This window comes from Candidatus Sordicultor fermentans (genome assembly GCF_012728195.1).
Classification (GTDB): Bacteria; Atribacterota; Atribacteria; order Atribacterales; family Caldatribacteriaceae; genus Sordicultor; species Sordicultor fermentans.
In genome coordinates this window covers 1-18,910 of sequence record NZ_JAAYFP010000109.1, presented here as the reverse complement: position 1 = coordinate 18,910, position 18,910 = coordinate 1, and the positions used below count along the sequence as shown (strand labels likewise).

The window sequence follows — 18,910 nt, the reverse complement described above, 5'->3', positions numbered from 1 at the left end:
GTTCTCCTCTCAAGGAATCCATTCTTCATTTCCTTCCAAACTTTGTAAGAATCGCACTAAAAGCTTAATAGCATGTTCCAGATCTTCTAAATCCACTATTTCTCCTGGAGTGTGCATATAACGGTTAGGGATACCAATCAACCCTGTAACTACTCCTTCTCGAGTAATCTGAATGACATTAGCGTCAGTCCCTGTAGCCCGGGATTCAGCCTGCACCTGGTAAGGAATGCCTCCTTCTTTGGCTATATTTACCATCCGCTGCCAGAGACGAGGATTTATATTGGGACCTCGAGAAATCACCGGACCCTTACCTAAAGCTATTTCTCCCACTTTTCTTTTGTCTATGTCCGGGCAATCAGAGGCAAAAGTAACATCAATGGCAATACCTATATCTGGAGCTATACCGAAAGCACTGGTTTTGGCTCCTCGCAGTCCTAACTCCTCTTGCACCGTGCTCACTCCATAGACAGCACAGTGTAATTTATCTTTTTCGAGACAGCGTAGCACTTCTCCTACTATAAATGTTCCCACTTTATCATCGAAGCCTTTCCCTGCTACTCTCCCTCCCAGAAGGGGTTCAAAACCCGCATCAAAAGTTATGGGATCACCTACAGTAACTTGCTTCAAAGCTTCTTCTTTGCTTTGAGCACCAATGTCTACCCATTGTTCTTCAATTTTGGCCACCTTTTGTCGATCTTTCTCTTCCAGAAGATGGATAGGTTTTTTGCCTATCACCCCCGGTATCGCTCCTTCTGATGTATGAACGAGCACTCTTTTCCCGGGAAGAATATGAGCATCGATTCCCCCCACCGTAGAAAAATAAATATATCCCTGATCGTTTATATATTCTACCATCATTCCTATCTCATCACAGTGGCCAGCCAGCATAACTTTGACTTTTCCTTCTGGATTGACTACCCCAAAAGCATTACCATGAACATCCTTGTAACATTGGTCTACTCGATCTCTAATTCGCTCCAAAAAAACTTGTTGCACTTTCTCCTCAAAACCGGAAGGACTGGGCGTATTAATCAGATTTTTAAGAAAATCTATCTGGTCTTTCTCCATAATGTTTTACTTACCTCCTCAATTTTGAATTTCTACTAACTCTTCTTTAACTAAAGCTAAATCCAGAACTTGGTTTACATTTTCTACCAGGAGGAAATTCATTGTTTTTTTAACTTCCTCTGGCACTTCCTGTAAATCTTTCTCGTTTTCCCGGGGGAGGATTACTTCTCTAATCCCTGCCCGATAAGCAGCTAAAACTTTTTCTTTTATTCCGCCAACAGGTAATACTTTGCCAGTAAGAGTAATTTCCCCGGTCATAGCCACATCATGACGAACAGGTACTCGAGCCAGAGCAGAAATCATAGATACTACCATGGTAATTCCTGCTGACGGCCCATCTTTGGGAATAGCACCAGCAGGAACATGCACATGAATATCGTTCTTCTCATAAAAATCAGGAGGAATATTCCACTCCTGTGCTCGAGCCCGGACACAGGAAAGAGCAATTTTAGCTGACTCCTGCATAATTTCTCCCATGTTTCCAGTCAAAAGAAGATTTCCCTTACCCGGTAAAACCACTGTCTCTACAAAAAGTATTTCTCCTCCACTTTCCGTCCAGGCTAAACCCGTCGCCACTCCTATTTCATCTTTCCCTTCCATCACCTCATCCAAAAATCGGCGAGGGCCTAAAAATTCTCTTAGCTTTTCCTCATCTACCACAAAAGGACCCTGAGCCCCCTGAGCTACCTCCTTAGCTATTTTTCGGCAAATAGTAGCAATACTTCTCTCCAAATTCCGCACTCCTGCTTCTCGAGTGTATTCTCTGATTATTTTCTGAATAATATCTGCTTCTATGATGACATCCTGGGGTTGAAGACCATTCTCCTCGCATTGTTTAGGTATAAGATATCGCTGAGCAATGGCTATTTTTTCTAAATCGGTATAGCCAGAAAGAAAAATAACTTCCATCCGATCTAAAAGAGGAGGAGGAATGGTATCCAGAACGTTGGCAGTAGCAATAAACATAACTCGAGAAAGGTCGAAAGGAACACCCAGATAATGGTCTACAAAAGCATAATTTTGCTCCGGGTCTAAAACTTCCAGAAGAGCAGAAGCAGGATCTCCTCTAAAATCCATACCTATCTTGTCCACTTCATCGAGCATGAAAACCGGATTATTAGTTCCTGCTTTCCTGATACCTTGAATTATTCTCCCCGGCAACGCTCCCACATAAGTACGGCGATGACCACGAATTTCCGCCTCATCTCTTATTCCTCCCAAGGAAATACGCACAAAGTTTCTTCCCAAAGCCCGGGCAATAGATTTCCCCAAAGAGGTCTTCCCCACTCCCGGAGGACCAACAAAACAAAGTATCGGTCCTTTAATATCTCTTTTTAACTTGTATACCGCCAGATATTCTAAAATTCTTTCTTTTACTTTTTCTAAATCATAATGGTCTTCATCTAATATTTTTTTAGCTAAATCTATATCTAAGTTATCTTCGGTGCTAACGTTCCAGGGAAGTTCGATTATCCAGTCTAAATAGTTTCTAATTATCGGGTATTCAAAAGAATTAGGAGAGAGGCGAGAAAGTCTCTCTATTTCCTTTTCTGCCTCTTTACGTACCTCAGGGGGCAGATCCAGACTTTCCAACTTTTCTCTCAGTTCCTTAATTTCCAGGCTTTTTTCATCTAATTCTCCCAGTTCTTGCTGAATGGCCTTTAATTGCTCTCGCAGAAAATATTCTCTCTGAGTTTTAGCCATTTCCTGCTGAACTTGAGATTGAATGCGGCTACCAATCTGCAGAATTTCTAACTCTCGAGTGAGGTAAAAGCTTAACCTGGTAAGTTTAGTAGATAAATCGGGAGCAGCCAGAAGCTCCATTTTGCTTTCCACATCCAGGTTAAGATTGGAAGCTATAAAATTGGCCAAACGAGAAGGTCTCTTAATATTTAGAGCTGTTACAAAAGCTTCACGGGGAAGATAAGGAGCTAATTCCACTACCTGCTGGAAAAGGCTCACCACATTTCTTATCAGAGCTTCTATCTCATCAGAGTGCACTTCTTCTTCTTTTATTACCTCTATCTTAGCTACCGGATAAGGCTCCCACCTTATCCATTCCTTAATTCGAAACTTAACCAGACCAAGAATTAAAACCTGTACTGCATTATCGGGAAGTTTGATAAGACGAGAGATTTTTCCTATAACTCCTACATCATAAAAATCTTCCGGAGAAAGCTTTTCTCCCTTTGCTTCTCCTCGTAGCGAAACCACTCCCAGGATTTTTTTATCTAAAACCGCATCATTTATCAGTCTTACCCATGGTTCTCCCGTTACTACCCAGGGCAAAGCAATTTCGGGGAAAAGGACGTTATCTTTCAGGGGTAGAATAGATATTTCTTCAGGAAATTCATTTTCTTTGTTTTCTTCTGAAGAAGGAGAATTTCCCAGAAAATTAGCACTTTCTTCTTCTTCCATCAATCCTTCTTCTAAAATAAACCAGGCATTACTCCATTCCATCTCTATATCTCCTGAGTTATGGAAATTTTTCTTTCCCGAATATTTTTTAATCCTTCAATGATCAAAAAACCATCGGAGTATTTAGCTCTAACTTCCTCTACCTCTTCTGGTAAGTTAACTTCTCGATAGAAAGGACCGAAACGAATCTCCATCAAATGGTAAGCCTCCTTAGAGGAATAAGGCAGCTCTTTTCTTTGCCCTTTCACAGTAAGCTTTTTCCCTTCTATTATTACTTCTACCTCTTGAGGAGAAACACCGGCCAATTCTATTACTATCACCACATGCTGAGGGGTTTCAAAAATATCACAGTATGGCACCCAGGTTTCTTCTCCAAATTCGGTAAATCCTACTTTCCCCTCAGAGATATGTTTCATAAACTTCTGCATCTCTTTTTGAAAATAATTAATTTCTTCCCACCAATTATTAAAGTCTTTTTTCATAAGTTCCTCCTAAAACACCACCAATAATCTCTGCAAATGATAAAGTCCCTGAGAAGATTCTACTTCTATCCGTAATAAATTATTGCCCAACTTTAAATAATCAGCGATGTAAATCATCTGAGCTTCAGAGGGAGAAACCATTCCTTCTGCAGCTCTACCTGAAAAAATCAATTGGTCATTGAGAATAATTTTAAGAAATACCTCATCCTGGGCTTTACCCCAGAGATATAAAGCTCCCAGATGAAGAGGCTGGGAAAGAGAAAATCCTACCTCTATGAATTCTCCATCGAGCAAAGAAAGAACCCAGGCAGGATTAACCGCGTAACCAGAGAGCAATTCCCCCCAATAAGTTAAATGCTCAAAATTAGTATAAGGCTCACCGGAGGTAAAGTCGAGAAAATACAATCCCTCTTTAGGATAAACTTCCAATCCGCTTATTGTGCCGTAGGCATAATCTTCTGAGGGAAGGAGATTCTTCACCCCGGCGAAAGACACTTTGACTTCCACCGTTTCTTGCCCCGCCACTTTAGGAGCATATAAACGATTGGTGGTTATACCCGCCTCATCGGTGTAAGTTATCTCTTGCTCCCAGCTACCAATACTCGCTTCCCACCTGACACTTCTTCCTTCTACCGGTTTTCCCCGCAAATCCCGGAGTTCTGCCTGAAAATCGAGAACCTCACCCCCGGCTATGTGAAAAGATTTAGGAGTGAGAACAATGGTGGTTTGTATCTTTTCGGGGATGACCAGAAAACGAATTTCCCCCTCTGCTTCTTCATAAATGGTATCCCCGGGAAAATAAGCTTTTAATATCACTTCTGTGCTCTCGAGAGAAGATGGAGCGCTATACCAAACCTCAACCGCACCTGAGGTAGAAGTTTGGGTCTCATAATTATCCAGAGTTCCTTGATTGACCTCCCAGTAAATCGGTCGGTTAAATAAAGCATTCCCTTCTCTATCAGACAAAAAGGCTCGTACTTTTAGCTTTCCTCCTGCAGGGATTTCGCCGGGCACCTCGTCAAAAGAAATATAAGAAGGAGCTAGCGTTCTCCTTTCGGTCACCACTTGAATTCTACAGTAATGCAAAAGCACTGGATACCCTACAATTTCCTCTATTCGAGAGGGATTCCTCATTGCCTCTACCAGTAAGCGATCTGGTATTATCTTATCAGAAAGTACCATCAAGAACCTTTCTACTCCTTCTGGCCCGGAGACCACCCCATAAATTTTTCGCTGCACTCCTTCTGCTATGGGTTCATTGTTTTTAATAATGCGTGCTTTCCCATCAGGAGTGTAGTCAAATATGCTGACATAGCCATCTTTAGAGCTACCATACTGTAAAACAATATTTTCTCCAGGGTAATAGAGACCCCATTCTCCTCGATCGGGAAGCAAAAATATAAAAGGAGAAAGAGGCAGGGAATCAATTTGACTTATCTCAAAAGAAGAAACATCAAATTCAAAAGACTGAGCTCCAGCCCAGCCACTACAAAGGAAAAAGATAAGTAATAGAACTCCTCTAATTTTCTTCACTTTTATCCCTCCTCAGCTTTTTCTATACTTTCGCCACTCTCCAAAATAAGAGAGGTAAAATCTTCCTCCTTAATGTCTACTCCAATACGACAATTTCTACCTACTATTGCCTCAGGGGGAATGCGAGCATTTCTCCCTACTATAGTCAAACCACTTTTGAGCATATCAGGAATTTTCTTGTTAGGACGTAAATCTTCACCATATCCTATTTTAGCTCTTTTACCCACTACTATGCGTTTATCTAAGATAGCCCGGTCTACCACTGCCTCTTCATCTATTAAAGTATCACTCATTACAATGGAATGGCGAACTTCTGCACCTCTACTGACATAAACTCCACTAAAGATTACCGAATCCTCCACACTCCCGTCTATGATGGCCCCGCTACCTAACAGACTCCGTTTAATTCTCGCTCGATGACTAAGTTTGACCGGCGGACGATCTTCAATGTAAGTGTATATAGGCCATCGCTTATCGTAAAGGTCCAGAGCGGGCGAGGACCCGAGTAGTTCCATATTAGCCTCCCAGTAAGCATCTATAGTTCCCACGTCTTTCCAGTAACCAGAAAAGCAAAATCCATACACTTTTCTTTGTCCAATCATCCTAGGGATGATATCTTTACCAAAATCAAAAGAAGTACCTTCTCGGAGAGCTTCTTCTTCCACTTCTTCTTCTAAAACGTGGCGATCGAAGACATATACCCCCATATTGATTAAATTGCTACGGGGGTGGGGAGGTTTTTCTTCAAAATCAACTACTCTTCCTCTCTCATCAAGAGATAACACTCCAAAACGATGAGCTTCTTCCCAGGGAACTTCCATTACCGCTATAGTTAAATCCGCTTTTCTCTCCTGGTGAAAGCGAATCAATTGGCGATAATCCATTTTGTATACATGATCCCCGGAAAGAATGAGCACCAGATAAGGGTCCTGGTCTCGAATAAAGCGGAGGTTTTGATAAACGGCATCCGCCGTTCCTCGATACCAGTGGGTAACCATATCACTTATATAAGGCTGGAGAAGAAAAACTCCGCCTTCCATCCGGTCTAAATCCCAGAACTTACCAATCCCAATATGCTCGTGAAGAGAACGAGGATTATATTGTGTCGGAATCCCAACACAATATAGACCAGAATTGACGCAATTACTCAAAGGAAAATCAATGATCCGGTATTTACCCCCAAAAGGCACCGCCGGTTTAGCTCTCTTTTCCGAGAGAATATCCAATCTTTTACCTTCCCCTCCAGCTAAAATCAGAGCTAAAACTTCTCTTTTATACACTCTTTTTCCCCCTTTGCTAAAGCCCGCAAAACACTATGTATTAAATAAAGAAAATGCTGGCGAAAGCTTTCTTTCTGAGACGAGGGATTATCGTCTCCTAACCACCAGAACCAATCGCTACCTTCCGCCTGATATATGAGATCTTGTATTCTCTCTCTTTCTCCTTTTGATAAATATTCCTTCTCCCTATCCCAGAGTTCCCTCACCCGCCGCAGTTCTTCCCAGGCCCAGTTTTTTTCTGGGTGTCCGATCCAGGTATTTAGATTGCCGCAGATCCAGGAACCAGGCACAATACGAGAAATTTGAGGAAGATGGGAAAAATTCCCCAAATACTCAAGAGGAGTAGTAGTTACAAACTCCTCACTCTCAGAGAGTGTCTGATATAGAGAGGTGATAAAAGGCAACCCGTTGTCTACATAGTATTCCCAGGCATTTTCTCCATCTAAAATGATATTTACCAGATAAGGTTTATCTTCGGGGAGTGCTTCTCTAATAGCTCTCAAATGATTCATAAAGTCTTTCACCGCTTCTTGAGGAGGAAAATGTTGATAACTAAACCCGATTAAGTCTGATAGGCCAGTATCCCGGAAGAATACAGCTATCTCTTTTCCGTCTTTAGCCCAGACATGGGGGAGATAAAGTTCTTGCCAGGCTGTTTCCTTTTTCTTCCCCAAAGAACGAAACAAAATCTCTTCTCCTGTAGCTAACCATTTTACGCCTTCCTGGATAGCTAAATAGATAGCTTCCTCACTTACCGCTCCCTCAGAAGGCCACATTCCCATAATATCAGAACCCCATATATCTTGAGAGAAATCTTTACCCTTATTTATTTGCTCTCGAGCATCTTCAGGGAAAGAGAAACGATGAGGCAAAATGGTAGAAGGGTTAGCCTCCCGAGCTACATCCGTATTTATAAGGAGAGGTAAAATGGGGTGATAAAGGGGAGAAAAAGAAATTTCTATCTGCCTTTTTTCTAATAATCTTCGGTAGCAAGCAAAAATATCTTTAAATATTTCTTCAGTAGCTTTCCATATTTTTTCTTTATCTTCTTCTCTATAATTTCTACCCCGCTCCCATAATTCTCGACCTACTGGATTTTCTTCTCGCCACAGAGGGTCAAACCAGATAAGTTGGTAGAGAACTTGAAGGTCTAATAAATCCTGAGAGGTAAAGGACTCCCAGGGCTTTTCTTTTAACTCAGCAAAACGAGGCCACTTCTCATAGGTGCGAGGAGAAGAAACAATAAAGAATTTTTCTTTTATTAATTTTTTATCTTCCTCGCTAATAGCAGAGGCTTTCTTTTTAGCCAATTTCATTACCAAATCTTCTTCGCCTTCCAGATAAAGTTGAAACTGCCGAAGGAGACAGGGAGCAAAGTTGAAAGTAACCCGGAGAGAAGGAAATTTCTCTACCAATTTAGCCATAAAAAGGTAATCTTTGGTGGCATGAAATCTCACCCAGGGAAAATCAAAAACTCCCTTTTTTTCATTCCAGTAGAAGGGCTGATGCATATGCCAGGTAATGTTGACCATCAATTTTTTCGCCATTTGTTTCACCTCAATCCACTTTTAATATTTCTGCTTCAATTATTTTCCCCTCTCTCAATTCCATAAAACCAAAAGAGAAATAAGGAGCAAATACCCAATCAGTAGGACTCCCTGGATTAAAGTATAATACTTCTCCTCGCCATTCTTTACTGGGTTGATGAGTATGACCGTATACTATTACTTGGAGATTTTCCCCATTGAATAACTTTCCCACTCGCTCTTCTATCCCCGCAGGAGACCCTTCCCCATGAGCAATCCCTATTTTTACCCCCTCTACTTCTACAATTTCTTTATCGGAAAGTCTCTCCCGGACCAGAGGAGAATCCATATTGCCCCTTACTGCTCGCACCGGGGCATACTTCATTAACTCTTCCAGAAACCACCACTCTGTTATATCTCCAGCATGAAGAATGAGAGAAACTCCTTCCAAAAAACGAAGTAAATAGGGAGGGAGGTTTCTCCCTCGCTGGGGGATATGAGTATCAGAAATTACTGCTATTTTCATCCCTCTTCACCATTTTTAATTTTATCATGGTTTTGCTTTTTCTAAAACACTTCCCTTCAAACCACACTCTTTATTTCAAGCATTCTTTCGCTGTAAAGCTCTTTCTGCTGCCTTAACCGTATTAGCCATGAGCATGGCAATGGTCATGGGACCTACTCCTCCAGGAACCGGACTGATGTAGGACGCCACTTCCTTCACTCCCTCAAAATCTACATCTCCCACAGTCTTATCCCCCACTTTATTGATTCCCACATCCACCACCACCGCGCCCTCTTTTACCATATCCGGGGTAATTAAACGGGGCGAGCCACAAGCGGCAATTAAAATATCAGCCATCCGGGTATAAGTTGAAAGATTACGAGTTCCGGTATGGCACATAGAGACAGTGGCGTTAGCTCCTCTACCTTTTTGGACTAACATCATAGCCAGGGGTTTACCCACAATGTTGCTTCTACCCACAATTACTACATTTTTCCCTTCGGGGGACAAATTATAACGCAACAACAATTCTTGCACTCCCCAGGGAGTGCAGGGAAGGAAAACCGGGTCGCCAATCATCAATCTCCCCAGATTATAAGGGTGAAAACCATCTACATCTTTTTCCGGAGAAATATGATATAGAACTTCTCTCTCCTGGATATGAGGAGGAAGAGGAAGTTGCACCAATATTCCATGAATGCGCTCATCCTGGTTCAAATTATTTACTAATTCTATCAGCTCTTCTTGAGGAGTGGTGGCAGGAAGACGATGCTGAACGGAATAAATGCCCAGTTTTTCACAGGTTCTTTCCTTGTTTCGCACGTATATCTGGCTCGCCGGGTCATCCCCCACCAGAACTACCGCTACACCCGGCTGACAACCCTGCTCAGTAAGGTAAGCAATACGAGGTTTAAGCTCTTCTTTAACCTCTGCCGAAGTTTTTTTCCCATCTAAAATTTGAGCACTCACTTTTTACCTCCTCTCTCTATTTAAAAATTTTTCTATATTATCTCTACTGGAGTTGAGCACCCGTTCAGGAGGAAAACCCACTTCCTCGAGCAAGCCCTGGGCTTCTTTGAATTCTCCCACCGTCTCACAGAAATGAGCATCGCTGGAGACCGCTACCCATCCCCCTTGCTTTTTTACCTCCTGAGCGATCAAGCGGCAATTTTCCCTGCTGCCTCTTCTGGTTATTGTAAAAGAGCTATTATTAATCTCTATAACCTTTCCTCGACTAACTGCTGCTTCTACTACCCTTTCATAGTCCAGAGGATAGCGAGGATTCCCGGGATGGGCAATGATATCTACCAGAGGATTTTCTATCGCTCGGAGCAGCGCTTGAGTATTTATCTCTCGGGAAGCAGGAGGAAAAATTTGAGGATGAAAAGAAACAATCACAATATCCAGCTTTTTCAACAACTTTTCATCCAGTGCTAAATTTCCTTTTTCATCCAGTATATCTGCCTCTACTCCAAAATAAATTTTTACTCCTGCTATTTCCCGAGGAAAATGGCCGTGGGATTCAAAATAAATAGGCAAAGGACCACCAGGCATCTCGGGACTGTGGTCAGTTATCGCCACTACTTCCAGTTTTTTCCTCTTTGCTACCTGCGCTATTTCCATAACTGTACTATATCCATGACCACTGGCCACTGTATGGGTATGTAGATCTCCTACTAAATTCAGGTTCATCACCTCACTGTTTTTTATTAGAAGCGAGCAACCTCCATATCTGGTTATCAAACTCCGCTACCGGAGGGTCGCTCCATAAGTCTAAGCCTCGTAACCAGGCATTATAGGAAACAAGATACCGCACAAAAGTCATCAACTCTCCTGTTGTTTGAAAATCGGGTAAATAATATTCCCATTTTAGAAAATCTTTTCCTTCTTTATACAACAGGTTCTCCACCACCCGGCACTCTATCTCTTTTATTTCTTTCCAGGAACCAGAGGTAGGTACTGACCCTTCCGGAGAAAAAAGATCTATTCTTTTGAGAACAGAAGGAAGAGTAAATTTGATTTTATTAATCTTTTCGCTTTTTACCAGGATGAAAATAGAGTTGTCAGACAGAAATAATTGCCCATCTCGCATCATAGAAAAATCAAAAGCGCGAAACTCCATCTTCCCTTCCCCTTTACAACTGTATTCCAGAAGAGGAATAAAACTTTGCAGAATAGAAAGGATAAAACTATTATCTACCAAAAAATTAACTCTCTCTATTCCCTTTTCCTCCATTTCCTTGATAAAAAGAGAAAGAGCTGCTGCTTCTTCCCGGAGATAATCACTTTTTTTAAATCCTTCCTCCAGCTCCTCTACCGGCAGGTTAAGACTGATCAAAGGTAGATATAGAAGAGCACTCCTTTGCCAGAAATAGTGGTGATAAATTTCGGTAGGTAAAAAGGGAAGAAAGAGGATTTGAGCACTTTGAGCCAATATACCATAGTTACTCCCTACCAGCACCTTTTCCCACTGGGGAAAAGAAAAAGCTAAAAGCAAAAGTTGCAACTCCTCCAGTGGTCGAGCCAGAACCACAAGGGCAGTATCCTTGGGAGGCAATTTCTCTTTCCAGTAGAGAAGGAGATCAGACCTTGAACTGTCAACAAGACCTATAAACTGTTCTCCCCGGGAGCTTACCTCTTCCATTAGAAAATTCCGGAGAAAAGAAACCACCACAGGTGAAGATAAAAAAATGAGGTTTTTTTTCTCCCTTAAAACTGCTCGATAAAAACTAAAGAATTGCTCTACAATTACCTCTTCTTCCTCAAAAAGAAGAGGTAATTTATCTAAAAGCTCAGCTCTCTCTTCCTGAGAGAAAAAACTTCCCTTTTCCCCCTGAGAGAAAACTAAGCTTTTTTTTCTCTTCGCCATAACCCATATTTTATGCTATCAGTGAGCGCTTGCCAACTAGCCTCAATTATATCAGCAGACACTCCCACTGTTCCCCAGGAATCTCTCCCATCAGTAGATTGGATTAAAACTCGTATACGAGCTGCTGTACCTTCTTTTTCATTCAAAACCCGCACTTTATAATCTGACAACCGAATTTCTTTCAACAACGGATACATCTCTTCCAGCGCTTTCCTCAAAGCATTATCCAAAGCGTGAACCGGACCATCGCCTTCTGCTGCTGTATGTATCATTCTCTCGTTCACTTTCACTTTAATGGTGGCTTCGGCTACTGTATCTTCTTCTCCTCTTTTTTCCACAATTACTCTGAAACCTTCCAGGTCAAAAAACTCAGCACTTTCTCCTAAAGCTTCTCGCAACATGAGCTCAAAAGATGCATCTGCTGCTTCAAACTGATAGCCATAATTTTCTGCTTCCTTAATTTTCTGTATCAGGGTAAGCAGGCGAGGGTCTTTAGGATCTAACTCTATTCCCAGCTCTCTGGCTCGATAAGTGAGATTGCTCCTTCCCGCCTGTTCTGATACCAGAATCCTTCTCTCATTACCTACCGATTCAGGAGAAGCGTGCTCATAAGTGGCAGGATAGCGAGAAATGGCACTGACATGAATTCCTCCTTTATGAGTGAAAGCACTTCTTCCTACATAGGGGTCATAATCATTAGGTCTTAAATTAGCTATTTCACTTACAAAATAAGAAGTCTCTCTCAGTTTTCGCATTTCCTCATCAGTGATAGGATGAACATTCATCTTCAATTTCAAATTGGGAATTATGGTGCAGAGATTAGCATTACCACATCTTTCTCCATATCCATTGATAGTGCCCTGAACTTGCTGTGCTCCCAGATGCACTGCTATTAAGCTATTAGCTACTGCTACTCCACTATCATTGTGAGCGTGAATGCCCCACTTTATCCCTTCGTCTCCACCAAAGAATTCCTTCATCCGGTTGATGATTACTTCCATCTCTAAAGGAAGAGTCCCACCGTTCGTATCACACAAAACCAGAATCTGTGCTCCCGCCTCATGAGCAACCTGGAGAGTTTTCAGAGCATACTCCGGATTATCTTTAAATCCATCAAAGAAATGTTCGGCATCATAAACTACTTCTCTTCCCTGTTTCACTAAAAAACTTACCGAGTCTTCTATCATGCGTAAGTTTTCATCCAGAGTGGTTTTAAGTGCTTCGCGAACGTGAAGAGTCCAGGACTTACCAAAAATAGTAACTACTGGAGTTTCAGCTTCTACTAAAGAGCGAATATTTTTGTCTTCTTCCACCTGAATGTTAGCTTTTCTTGTGCTACCGAAAGCGCTAATTTTAGCCTTTCTAAAAGATATCTTTTTAACTTCCTGAAAAAAAGCGGCATCTTTGGGGTTGGAACCTGGCCAACCTCCTTCTATGTAATGAACTCCCAGTTCATCTAATTTTTGGGCAATTTGTATTTTATCCTGTACTGAAAAATTGATTCCTTCGGCCTGCGAGCCATCACGCAAAGTAGTATCGTAAATCTCAACCGCCGGCATTATTTCACCTCTCTATTTTGACTTAACAATTCCTTCAAAACTCCTAAATTTTCTACCACCATATCTGGCCGGGCGCTAAAATGAGCAAGGTCTTCTTTTTTACTCACTCCAGTCAAAACCAGAATGGAAAAGAGACCAAAATCTTCAGCTAACTTTATATCAGTATCTAAACGGTCTCCTACAATCACCGTCTCTTCTTTTTCAAAACCAGTAATTTCTAATAAAAACTGCAGAGATTCAGGATAAGGTTTTCCAAAAACCCGAGGTTTTACTCCTGAAGATACCTCAATAGATGCTAAAATCGCTCCACAACCCGGTATAAAACCGTCTTCAGTAGGAAAAGAAGGATCAGGGTTGGTGCCGTAAAAAGATGCTCCATTTAATATACATCTCATAGCATTGCTCATTTTTTTAAAATTAAACTGGCGGTCCATCCCCACCACCACTCCATCTACCTGATAAGGAGGAACTTCCACCAGATTCATTCCTCGTTGACCAAGCTCTTCCCGTAACCCTTCTTCCCCAATCACATAGAGGGAAGCTCCCGGGTTTTCTTTGCTCAAACAATAAGCAGTGATTAAGCCAGAGCTCACAATCTCTTCTTCTCGAGCTTTGATGCCCATATTACTCAATTTCTCCACATATTGCTTCCGGCTAAGGGTAGAGTTATTGGAAAAGAAAACTACTTTTGCATCTATTTCTCGCAAGAAATTTATAAATTCTGCACTGTGAGGTAAGGGGGTATTTCCCCGGTAGATTACCCCATCCATATCTATTATAAAATTCTTATAGCGTCTATCAACAAACACACTCTTTTTCCTTTCTTCTGGTTATTAAATCTATTATATTACCAGAATCGCTTTAAAAATTCTATTCTTCTAGTTGCCTGGTGCAGTGTCAACCCTTTTTGTTTTCCCTCCGCTATTCCCCATTCGGTATTAGATAATATGAACAGCCCATTCAGGAAAGGTCTTTGGTTAAACTCTCGGAGGTCAAGAGAAATTAGTAACCAGATTTATCAAGAACAGGGGCATTAAAACTTCGAGCTTCTTCAGCCCGGACAAAAATATTTATATCCTATAAATCCGTCCTGTAGGCACCAACTAATCTTGCCAGAGCAGAGACTTCCTCAGGATGGGCAAACAGAGCACAGGGTACGCCATCAGTTTCCAGCAGGTGTTCATTCTTGCATATTTCTTTAAATAATGGACTGGCCAGCCCTTCCCTTAAGGTAGAGTTAACAAGGTTATGAGTGGCAATATTGGATACCGGACAGGGAGTAAGGTCTCCTGCCGGAGTAACGTGGACAAAACCTCTTCCTGCAGATACGCAACCTCCGAAATATTCTTCATCACCCGGAGAATGAATAATAAAAACAGGTTTTGTTGAGCGGAATGCGAGAACTTGTGACCTGAATTCCTCTCTTTCTTCCGGCCGAAGCAAGAGAGCATGGTCGTTTATCGATTCAGACAGAGTGTTATCCAGAGAAGATGCTGCTAAACAATCAGCTAATTCCGTCCCTGCTTGAGGCAGAGGTGATTGGGGAATATATTCAAGAAAAAATAATATTCTGATATTCTGTCGAATTAACCTATCGATATTATCAGCGTCCATCCAGTATCTAAAATTCTCCCGGGTGATGGTGGCAGATATTCCTGCAGGCACACCTATTCGGTCAAGACACCTGATAGTTTCCAGAGCTTTCTCGTAGACCCCTTCTCCTCTTCTTTTGTTGGTATATTCACAGCTTCCCTCCACGCTTACTACGATAGCCAGGTTGGTGGAGCGTTTTAACCTGTCATAGTCGGCTTGAGTGATGGCGGTGCCGTTGGTAAAAATTACAAAGGCCTGCTCTTTAAACTCTTCACAAAGCTCTATTAACCCCGGAAACAAAAAAGGCTCTCCACCGGCAATTATATTAACGAATATGCCCAATTCTCCTGCCTCTTTTATTATTTTTTGCCATTGTGTAACATTCAAGGCAGCTTTGGTTTTTAAATCGTCCGTATGCTTGATGTGGCCGGCAGCCGAGGCATAACATCCCTCACAACGAAGATTGCAGCAGGGAGTGATGCTTATAATTAAGACGGGCGGGACTTGTAATCCATTTTCTAATTCTTTTTTCCGGATCTGCTGAGCATTGTTATAGGCTTGATACAGATGAAAAAAGCTTTTCAGATAGCGAGGGTGTCGCAGACTCCAGGAAACTAACTCTTTCCTGATATCCGGATTTATTTTGCTGAGCATATCTCTTGCTACCTTTAATCCCTCTTCGTCAAGATTTTTACTCATAAATTTTAAATTCATTGTTTTCTCCTTGTTTCTAACTCCCCGCTGCTTTAACTCCAATAAAAACATGGAAGATTGTATTTGATATCCTGAATAGAGTCAAGCAATCGAACTGGCCAGTGCAGTGTGAACCTGCAGGGTATTTTGTCTCCCCCTTATTAGCTTCCAACCATTCCAACATCTCTCATCTTCCGGATAAGAAAGAAAAGATAGTCTTTCAAAAACAGGAAAGGTACAAAACCTGTATTTTCTCTAAAAACCAGATTGAAGTGCACATCGATGCTCTCTGGAACAGTACCAGGGCAGGAGATGAATTGTTCTTATGAAAGCATTACAGAGCCTATGAAGTAAAAACAGATAGTCTCTAAATACTCACGAGGCTATATTCGCCACTCCTTATTAGAAGATTATAGAACCACATTCAGGAGTCCTCCCACAAGTAGCGACAGAGAAACCATAATTACAGTAGACTGGAGAAGCCTTTTCCAGCCTAACTCCCGCAATATTATCACAAAAGTAGCCACACAAGGGAAAAACATAGCCAGTACCACACTGGATATAATCAGTTGCTTTGGTGAAAGCCCCAGAGGAATGAGTAAACCCATAGCCAGATCTTTACGCAAAAAGCCCAGAAACAAAACGAAAATTGCCTCGCCGGGTAACCCTAACCATCGGGAAAGAAAAGGGCTAAAAGTTTCAGCAAGGTGAGAGAAAACATTAGTAGTATAGAGAAGATTAATCCCCAGAACTCCCAGTAGAACAATGGGAAGAGCATCTTTCAAAAACTCTCGAACTCTCATCCACAACTTAGAAGCCACCGCTCGGGGATAAGGCAGGCGATAGGGAGGAATTTCTATAATCAGCGCCGGGCGATACCCGGGAACCACGAACTTCAGGAAAAGAGCGGTAACCACCCAGACCAGAAAAAGAACGGAATATACTAAAACCACCGGACCTATTCCAAAGTCACCCAGCACTCCCACAATGAGAGCCTGTTGAGCAGCACAGGGAATCGCTACCGATATAAGAGTAGCTACAATAAACCGCTCCACTTCGCTTTCTAAAACCCGGGTGCCTAAAATCCCCGGGACGTTACACCCCAAGCCAAGTAAAGTAGGCACAATAGCATACCCATGCAAACCAACTTTGTGGAAAAAGCCATCAAGTAGAACTGCAAGCCGAGGAAGATATCCTATATCTTCTAAAAAACCTAAAATCAGATAAAAAGCCAGAATATAAGGCAGAACCACTGCTATGGGGATATAAATTCCGGTAGATAACACTCCCAGAGACTGTTCGAAGTCAATAACTCCTTCGATTCTCTGACCAATTAGAAGACTCTGAAGAAAAGGAGAAAAAGAAAGCAACTGGTCTAATTTTTCCAATAAAGGAAGATAAAAATGATCAAAAAGAGGGTCAAAAACGTAATTAATTATCCCCTCACCAATTAAGCGAATCAAGAAAAAAGACCCTATCAAAACCCCTATTCCAATTAATAGTCCTCCCACAGGAGATATGGTAGCCCGATAAAGAAAATCGACCCACTGTGGTTCTCGATAGGAAAATCGCTGGACCTTCTTCAGTAAATTCCCGATTTCTTCCCAGCGTTTTTCATGGTCTTGAGGAATCAATTTGGGAACTTGAGCCCGATCCAGGGCACGAACCAAATCTTTGATTCCCTCTCCGGTGGTAGCTACTACTGGAATAACGGGCACCCCCAGAGCTTCTTCTAAAGCCTCGCGGTCTATTTCAATTCCCCGCTTTTTGGCTTCATCCCACATATTCAAAACCAAAATCATGGGCTTCTTTTTTTCCAGAAGTTCAAAGGTGAGATAAAGATTCCGCTCCAGATTAGTAGCATCTACCACATTTACCACTATATCTCCTTCTTCAATCAACTTCTCGGCTATTTTTTCTGCCTCGGCTTCAGCAGAGAGAGCATAAGTGCCTGGAGCATCTATTAACTCAAACCATGTATTGTTTTTCCGAACTGTACTTTTAGAAAAATCAACAGTCGTGCCCGGATAATTGGAAGAAATAGCATAAACCCCGCTTAATTGAGTAAAAATGACACTTTTACCCACGTTGGGGTTACCAGCCAGAACTACTTTTTTCAGCGAGTGACTTCCACTATCACCTTCTGAGCCATCCCTCTTCCCAGAGCCAGCTCTTGATTTCCCACTTTTATGACCACCGGTCCCTGAGCGGGTAGAGAAGCTAATTTTGTTATTTTTCTTCCCGGAAAAATCCCCATGACCCATAATCTATTCACCACCCCTTGTCCACCATCAATTGCCACTACTGTTCCTTCTTGTCCTGGTGGCATCTCTACCAGAGACATCTGTTTCTTTTCCAACTTTACCCTCCGCCTTTCCGCTAACCCTGCTAACCATCACCTTAAGATTCAAAATTTGATCGGCAACTCTCACACAATCCATAAAAATATATCTGGTGAGACTGGATTAAAAAATCATATTTGCTACTCAGCTCTCTCTCCAGGCGATCCAAAAACTCGTGCTCTTCCCTTACTAACTCGCTATAATCTATCACCTTACCACATCGGGTACAAACTAAATGATGATGATGCTGGGGAGGTGAGACCCTGGTCATCTCATAGTGTTCCCTGCCATCGCCAAAGTTTACCCGGTGCAGAAGCCCCATCTGAGATAGCAAATCCAGATTGCGATAAACTGTGGCTATTCCTACTTTCTCTCCCCTTTCCCTTAAAAGCATATATACTTCTTCCGCCGAAAGATGCCTTTCCTCTTCTTCAAAGATTTCCATAATGGCTCTCCGGCAAGGAGTGACTCTTTTATTAAAATAATCAAATTCCTTCTCCCACTCCTTCTCTACCTTGTTCTTCACAACCTTATCTCCTTGACAATATTTTGATAACGATTATCAATATCATTCTTTTTAGTATTATACTACTGCCAGGATAAATCAGCAAGATAGGGGAAATAAAAAATGGGGCAGGAGCTGGCAGTCGCCCCGGACAATCTCTCTGTATTGAATAACTAAAAAGATTCCTGCTGAACTCCAGCGCTTGAAAAATAAGCTAAAGCTCCCTCACATGGTTCAGATAAAATAATTTTATCATTAAGTGCGGATGCTTGCAGGTGGCAAAAAAAGAGAAAGGCAACCACAAAATAACCACCTAATTTTCTGTCGACCTCCGGTAGCGTAAAAACCCCCGGGGATCGACAGAAAGAAAAAAACCTTTCTCGTTTCACTGAGACTGTTTGAAAATTCTTCCTATACTTTAGGGTTACAAAGAAGATAAAAAGGATATTTCCTATATTCCAGAGGGCAAGTTGAGCAAATACTACATTAAAGGCCATCTTTTCAGTACGTTCTTCAAGATAGCTTCCGAACATTCTT

General features: G+C 41.8%; 16 protein-coding genes. All 16 read right to left on the bottom strand.

The features are described 5' to 3' along the window. Positions 1-9: 9 nt before the first annotated feature. The 16 genes from GXZ17_RS05630 to GXZ17_RS05555 all read right to left on the bottom strand — a co-directional run bounded on the left by GXZ17_RS05630 (position 10) and on the right by GXZ17_RS05555 (position 18,394). Positions 10-1,068, bottom strand: a complete 1,059-nt coding sequence (locus tag GXZ17_RS05630; protein WP_409376311.1) for a M42 family metallopeptidase — start codon at positions 1,066-1,068, stop codon at positions 10-12. 18 nt (positions 1,069-1,086) lie between these two features. Next, positions 1,087-3,528: an endopeptidase La gene (gene lon, locus GXZ17_RS05625; RefSeq protein ID WP_409376310.1), complete on the bottom strand. Its 2,442-nt coding sequence runs from the start codon at positions 3,526-3,528 to the stop codon at positions 1,087-1,089. Positions 3,529-3,530: 2 nt separating this feature from the next. After that, positions 3,531-3,968, bottom strand: coding sequence for an Hsp20/alpha crystallin family protein (locus GXZ17_RS05620; RefSeq protein WP_409376309.1), 438 nt, complete (start codon positions 3,966-3,968; stop codon positions 3,531-3,533). A 9-nt stretch (positions 3,969-3,977) separates the two neighbouring features. Next, positions 3,978-5,501: a hypothetical protein gene (locus GXZ17_RS05615; protein ID WP_409376308.1), complete on the bottom strand. Its 1,524-nt coding sequence runs from the start codon at positions 5,499-5,501 to the stop codon at positions 3,978-3,980. A gap of 2 nt (positions 5,502-5,503) precedes the next feature. Further along, positions 5,504-6,781, bottom strand: a complete 1,278-nt coding sequence (locus tag GXZ17_RS05610; protein WP_409376307.1) for a glucose-1-phosphate adenylyltransferase — start codon at positions 6,779-6,781, stop codon at positions 5,504-5,506. Next, the gene (locus GXZ17_RS05605; protein WP_409376306.1) at positions 6,760-8,328 is read right to left on the bottom strand and encodes a glycoside hydrolase family 57 protein; all 1,569 of its coding nucleotides are present in this window, start codon (positions 8,326-8,328) and stop codon (positions 6,760-6,762) included. Before GXZ17_RS05605 ends, GXZ17_RS05610 begins: the two co-directional genes overlap by 22 nt. A gap of 10 nt (positions 8,329-8,338) precedes the next feature. Then, positions 8,339-8,833 (bottom strand): metallophosphoesterase family protein, encoded by a 495-nt coding sequence (locus GXZ17_RS05600; protein WP_409376305.1) that lies wholly within the window; start codon positions 8,831-8,833, stop codon positions 8,339-8,341. A gap of 75 nt (positions 8,834-8,908) precedes the next feature. Beyond that, positions 8,909-9,781, bottom strand: coding sequence for a bifunctional methylenetetrahydrofolate dehydrogenase/methenyltetrahydrofolate cyclohydrolase FolD (folD, locus tag GXZ17_RS05595; RefSeq protein WP_409376304.1), 873 nt, complete (start codon positions 9,779-9,781; stop codon positions 8,909-8,911). Positions 9,782-9,784: 3 nt separating this feature from the next. Next, positions 9,785-10,498, bottom strand: coding sequence for a phosphatase (locus tag GXZ17_RS05590; protein WP_409376329.1), 714 nt, complete (start codon positions 10,496-10,498; stop codon positions 9,785-9,787). A 10-nt stretch (positions 10,499-10,508) separates the two neighbouring features. Beyond that, positions 10,509-11,681 (bottom strand): hypothetical protein, encoded by a 1,173-nt coding sequence (locus GXZ17_RS05585; RefSeq protein WP_409376303.1) that lies wholly within the window; start codon positions 11,679-11,681, stop codon positions 10,509-10,511. Next, positions 11,657-13,240 (bottom strand): citramalate synthase, encoded by a 1,584-nt coding sequence (gene cimA / locus GXZ17_RS05580; protein ID WP_409376302.1) that lies wholly within the window; start codon positions 13,238-13,240, stop codon positions 11,657-11,659. Before cimA ends, GXZ17_RS05585 begins: the two co-directional genes overlap by 25 nt. Then, positions 13,240-14,049 carry an HAD-IIA family hydrolase gene (locus GXZ17_RS05575; RefSeq protein ID WP_409376301.1) on the bottom strand — a complete coding sequence of 270 codons (810 nt, stop codon included), beginning with the start codon at positions 14,047-14,049 and terminating at the stop codon, positions 13,240-13,242. Before GXZ17_RS05575 ends, cimA begins: the two co-directional genes overlap by 1 nt. A 268-nt stretch (positions 14,050-14,317) precedes the next feature. Continuing rightward, on the bottom strand, positions 14,318-15,547 hold the full coding sequence (locus tag GXZ17_RS05570) for a radical SAM/SPASM domain-containing protein (protein WP_409376300.1): 1,230 nt from the start codon (positions 15,545-15,547) through the stop codon (positions 14,318-14,320). Between the two features lie 389 nt (positions 15,548-15,936). Then, a complete protein-coding gene (locus tag GXZ17_RS05565) occupies positions 15,937-17,646 on the bottom strand; it encodes a FeoB small GTPase domain-containing protein (RefSeq protein ID WP_409376328.1) in 1,710 nt (569 codons plus the stop codon). Then, the gene (locus GXZ17_RS05560) at positions 17,643-17,885 is read right to left on the bottom strand and encodes a ferrous iron transport protein A (protein WP_409376299.1); all 243 of its coding nucleotides are present in this window, start codon (positions 17,883-17,885) and stop codon (positions 17,643-17,645) included. Before GXZ17_RS05560 ends, GXZ17_RS05565 begins: the two co-directional genes overlap by 4 nt. Before the next feature lie 41 nt (positions 17,886-17,926). Beyond that, a complete protein-coding gene (locus GXZ17_RS05555; RefSeq protein ID WP_409376298.1) occupies positions 17,927-18,394 on the bottom strand; it encodes a Fur family transcriptional regulator in 468 nt (155 codons plus the stop codon). Between the last annotated feature and the right edge of the window lie 516 nt (positions 18,395-18,910).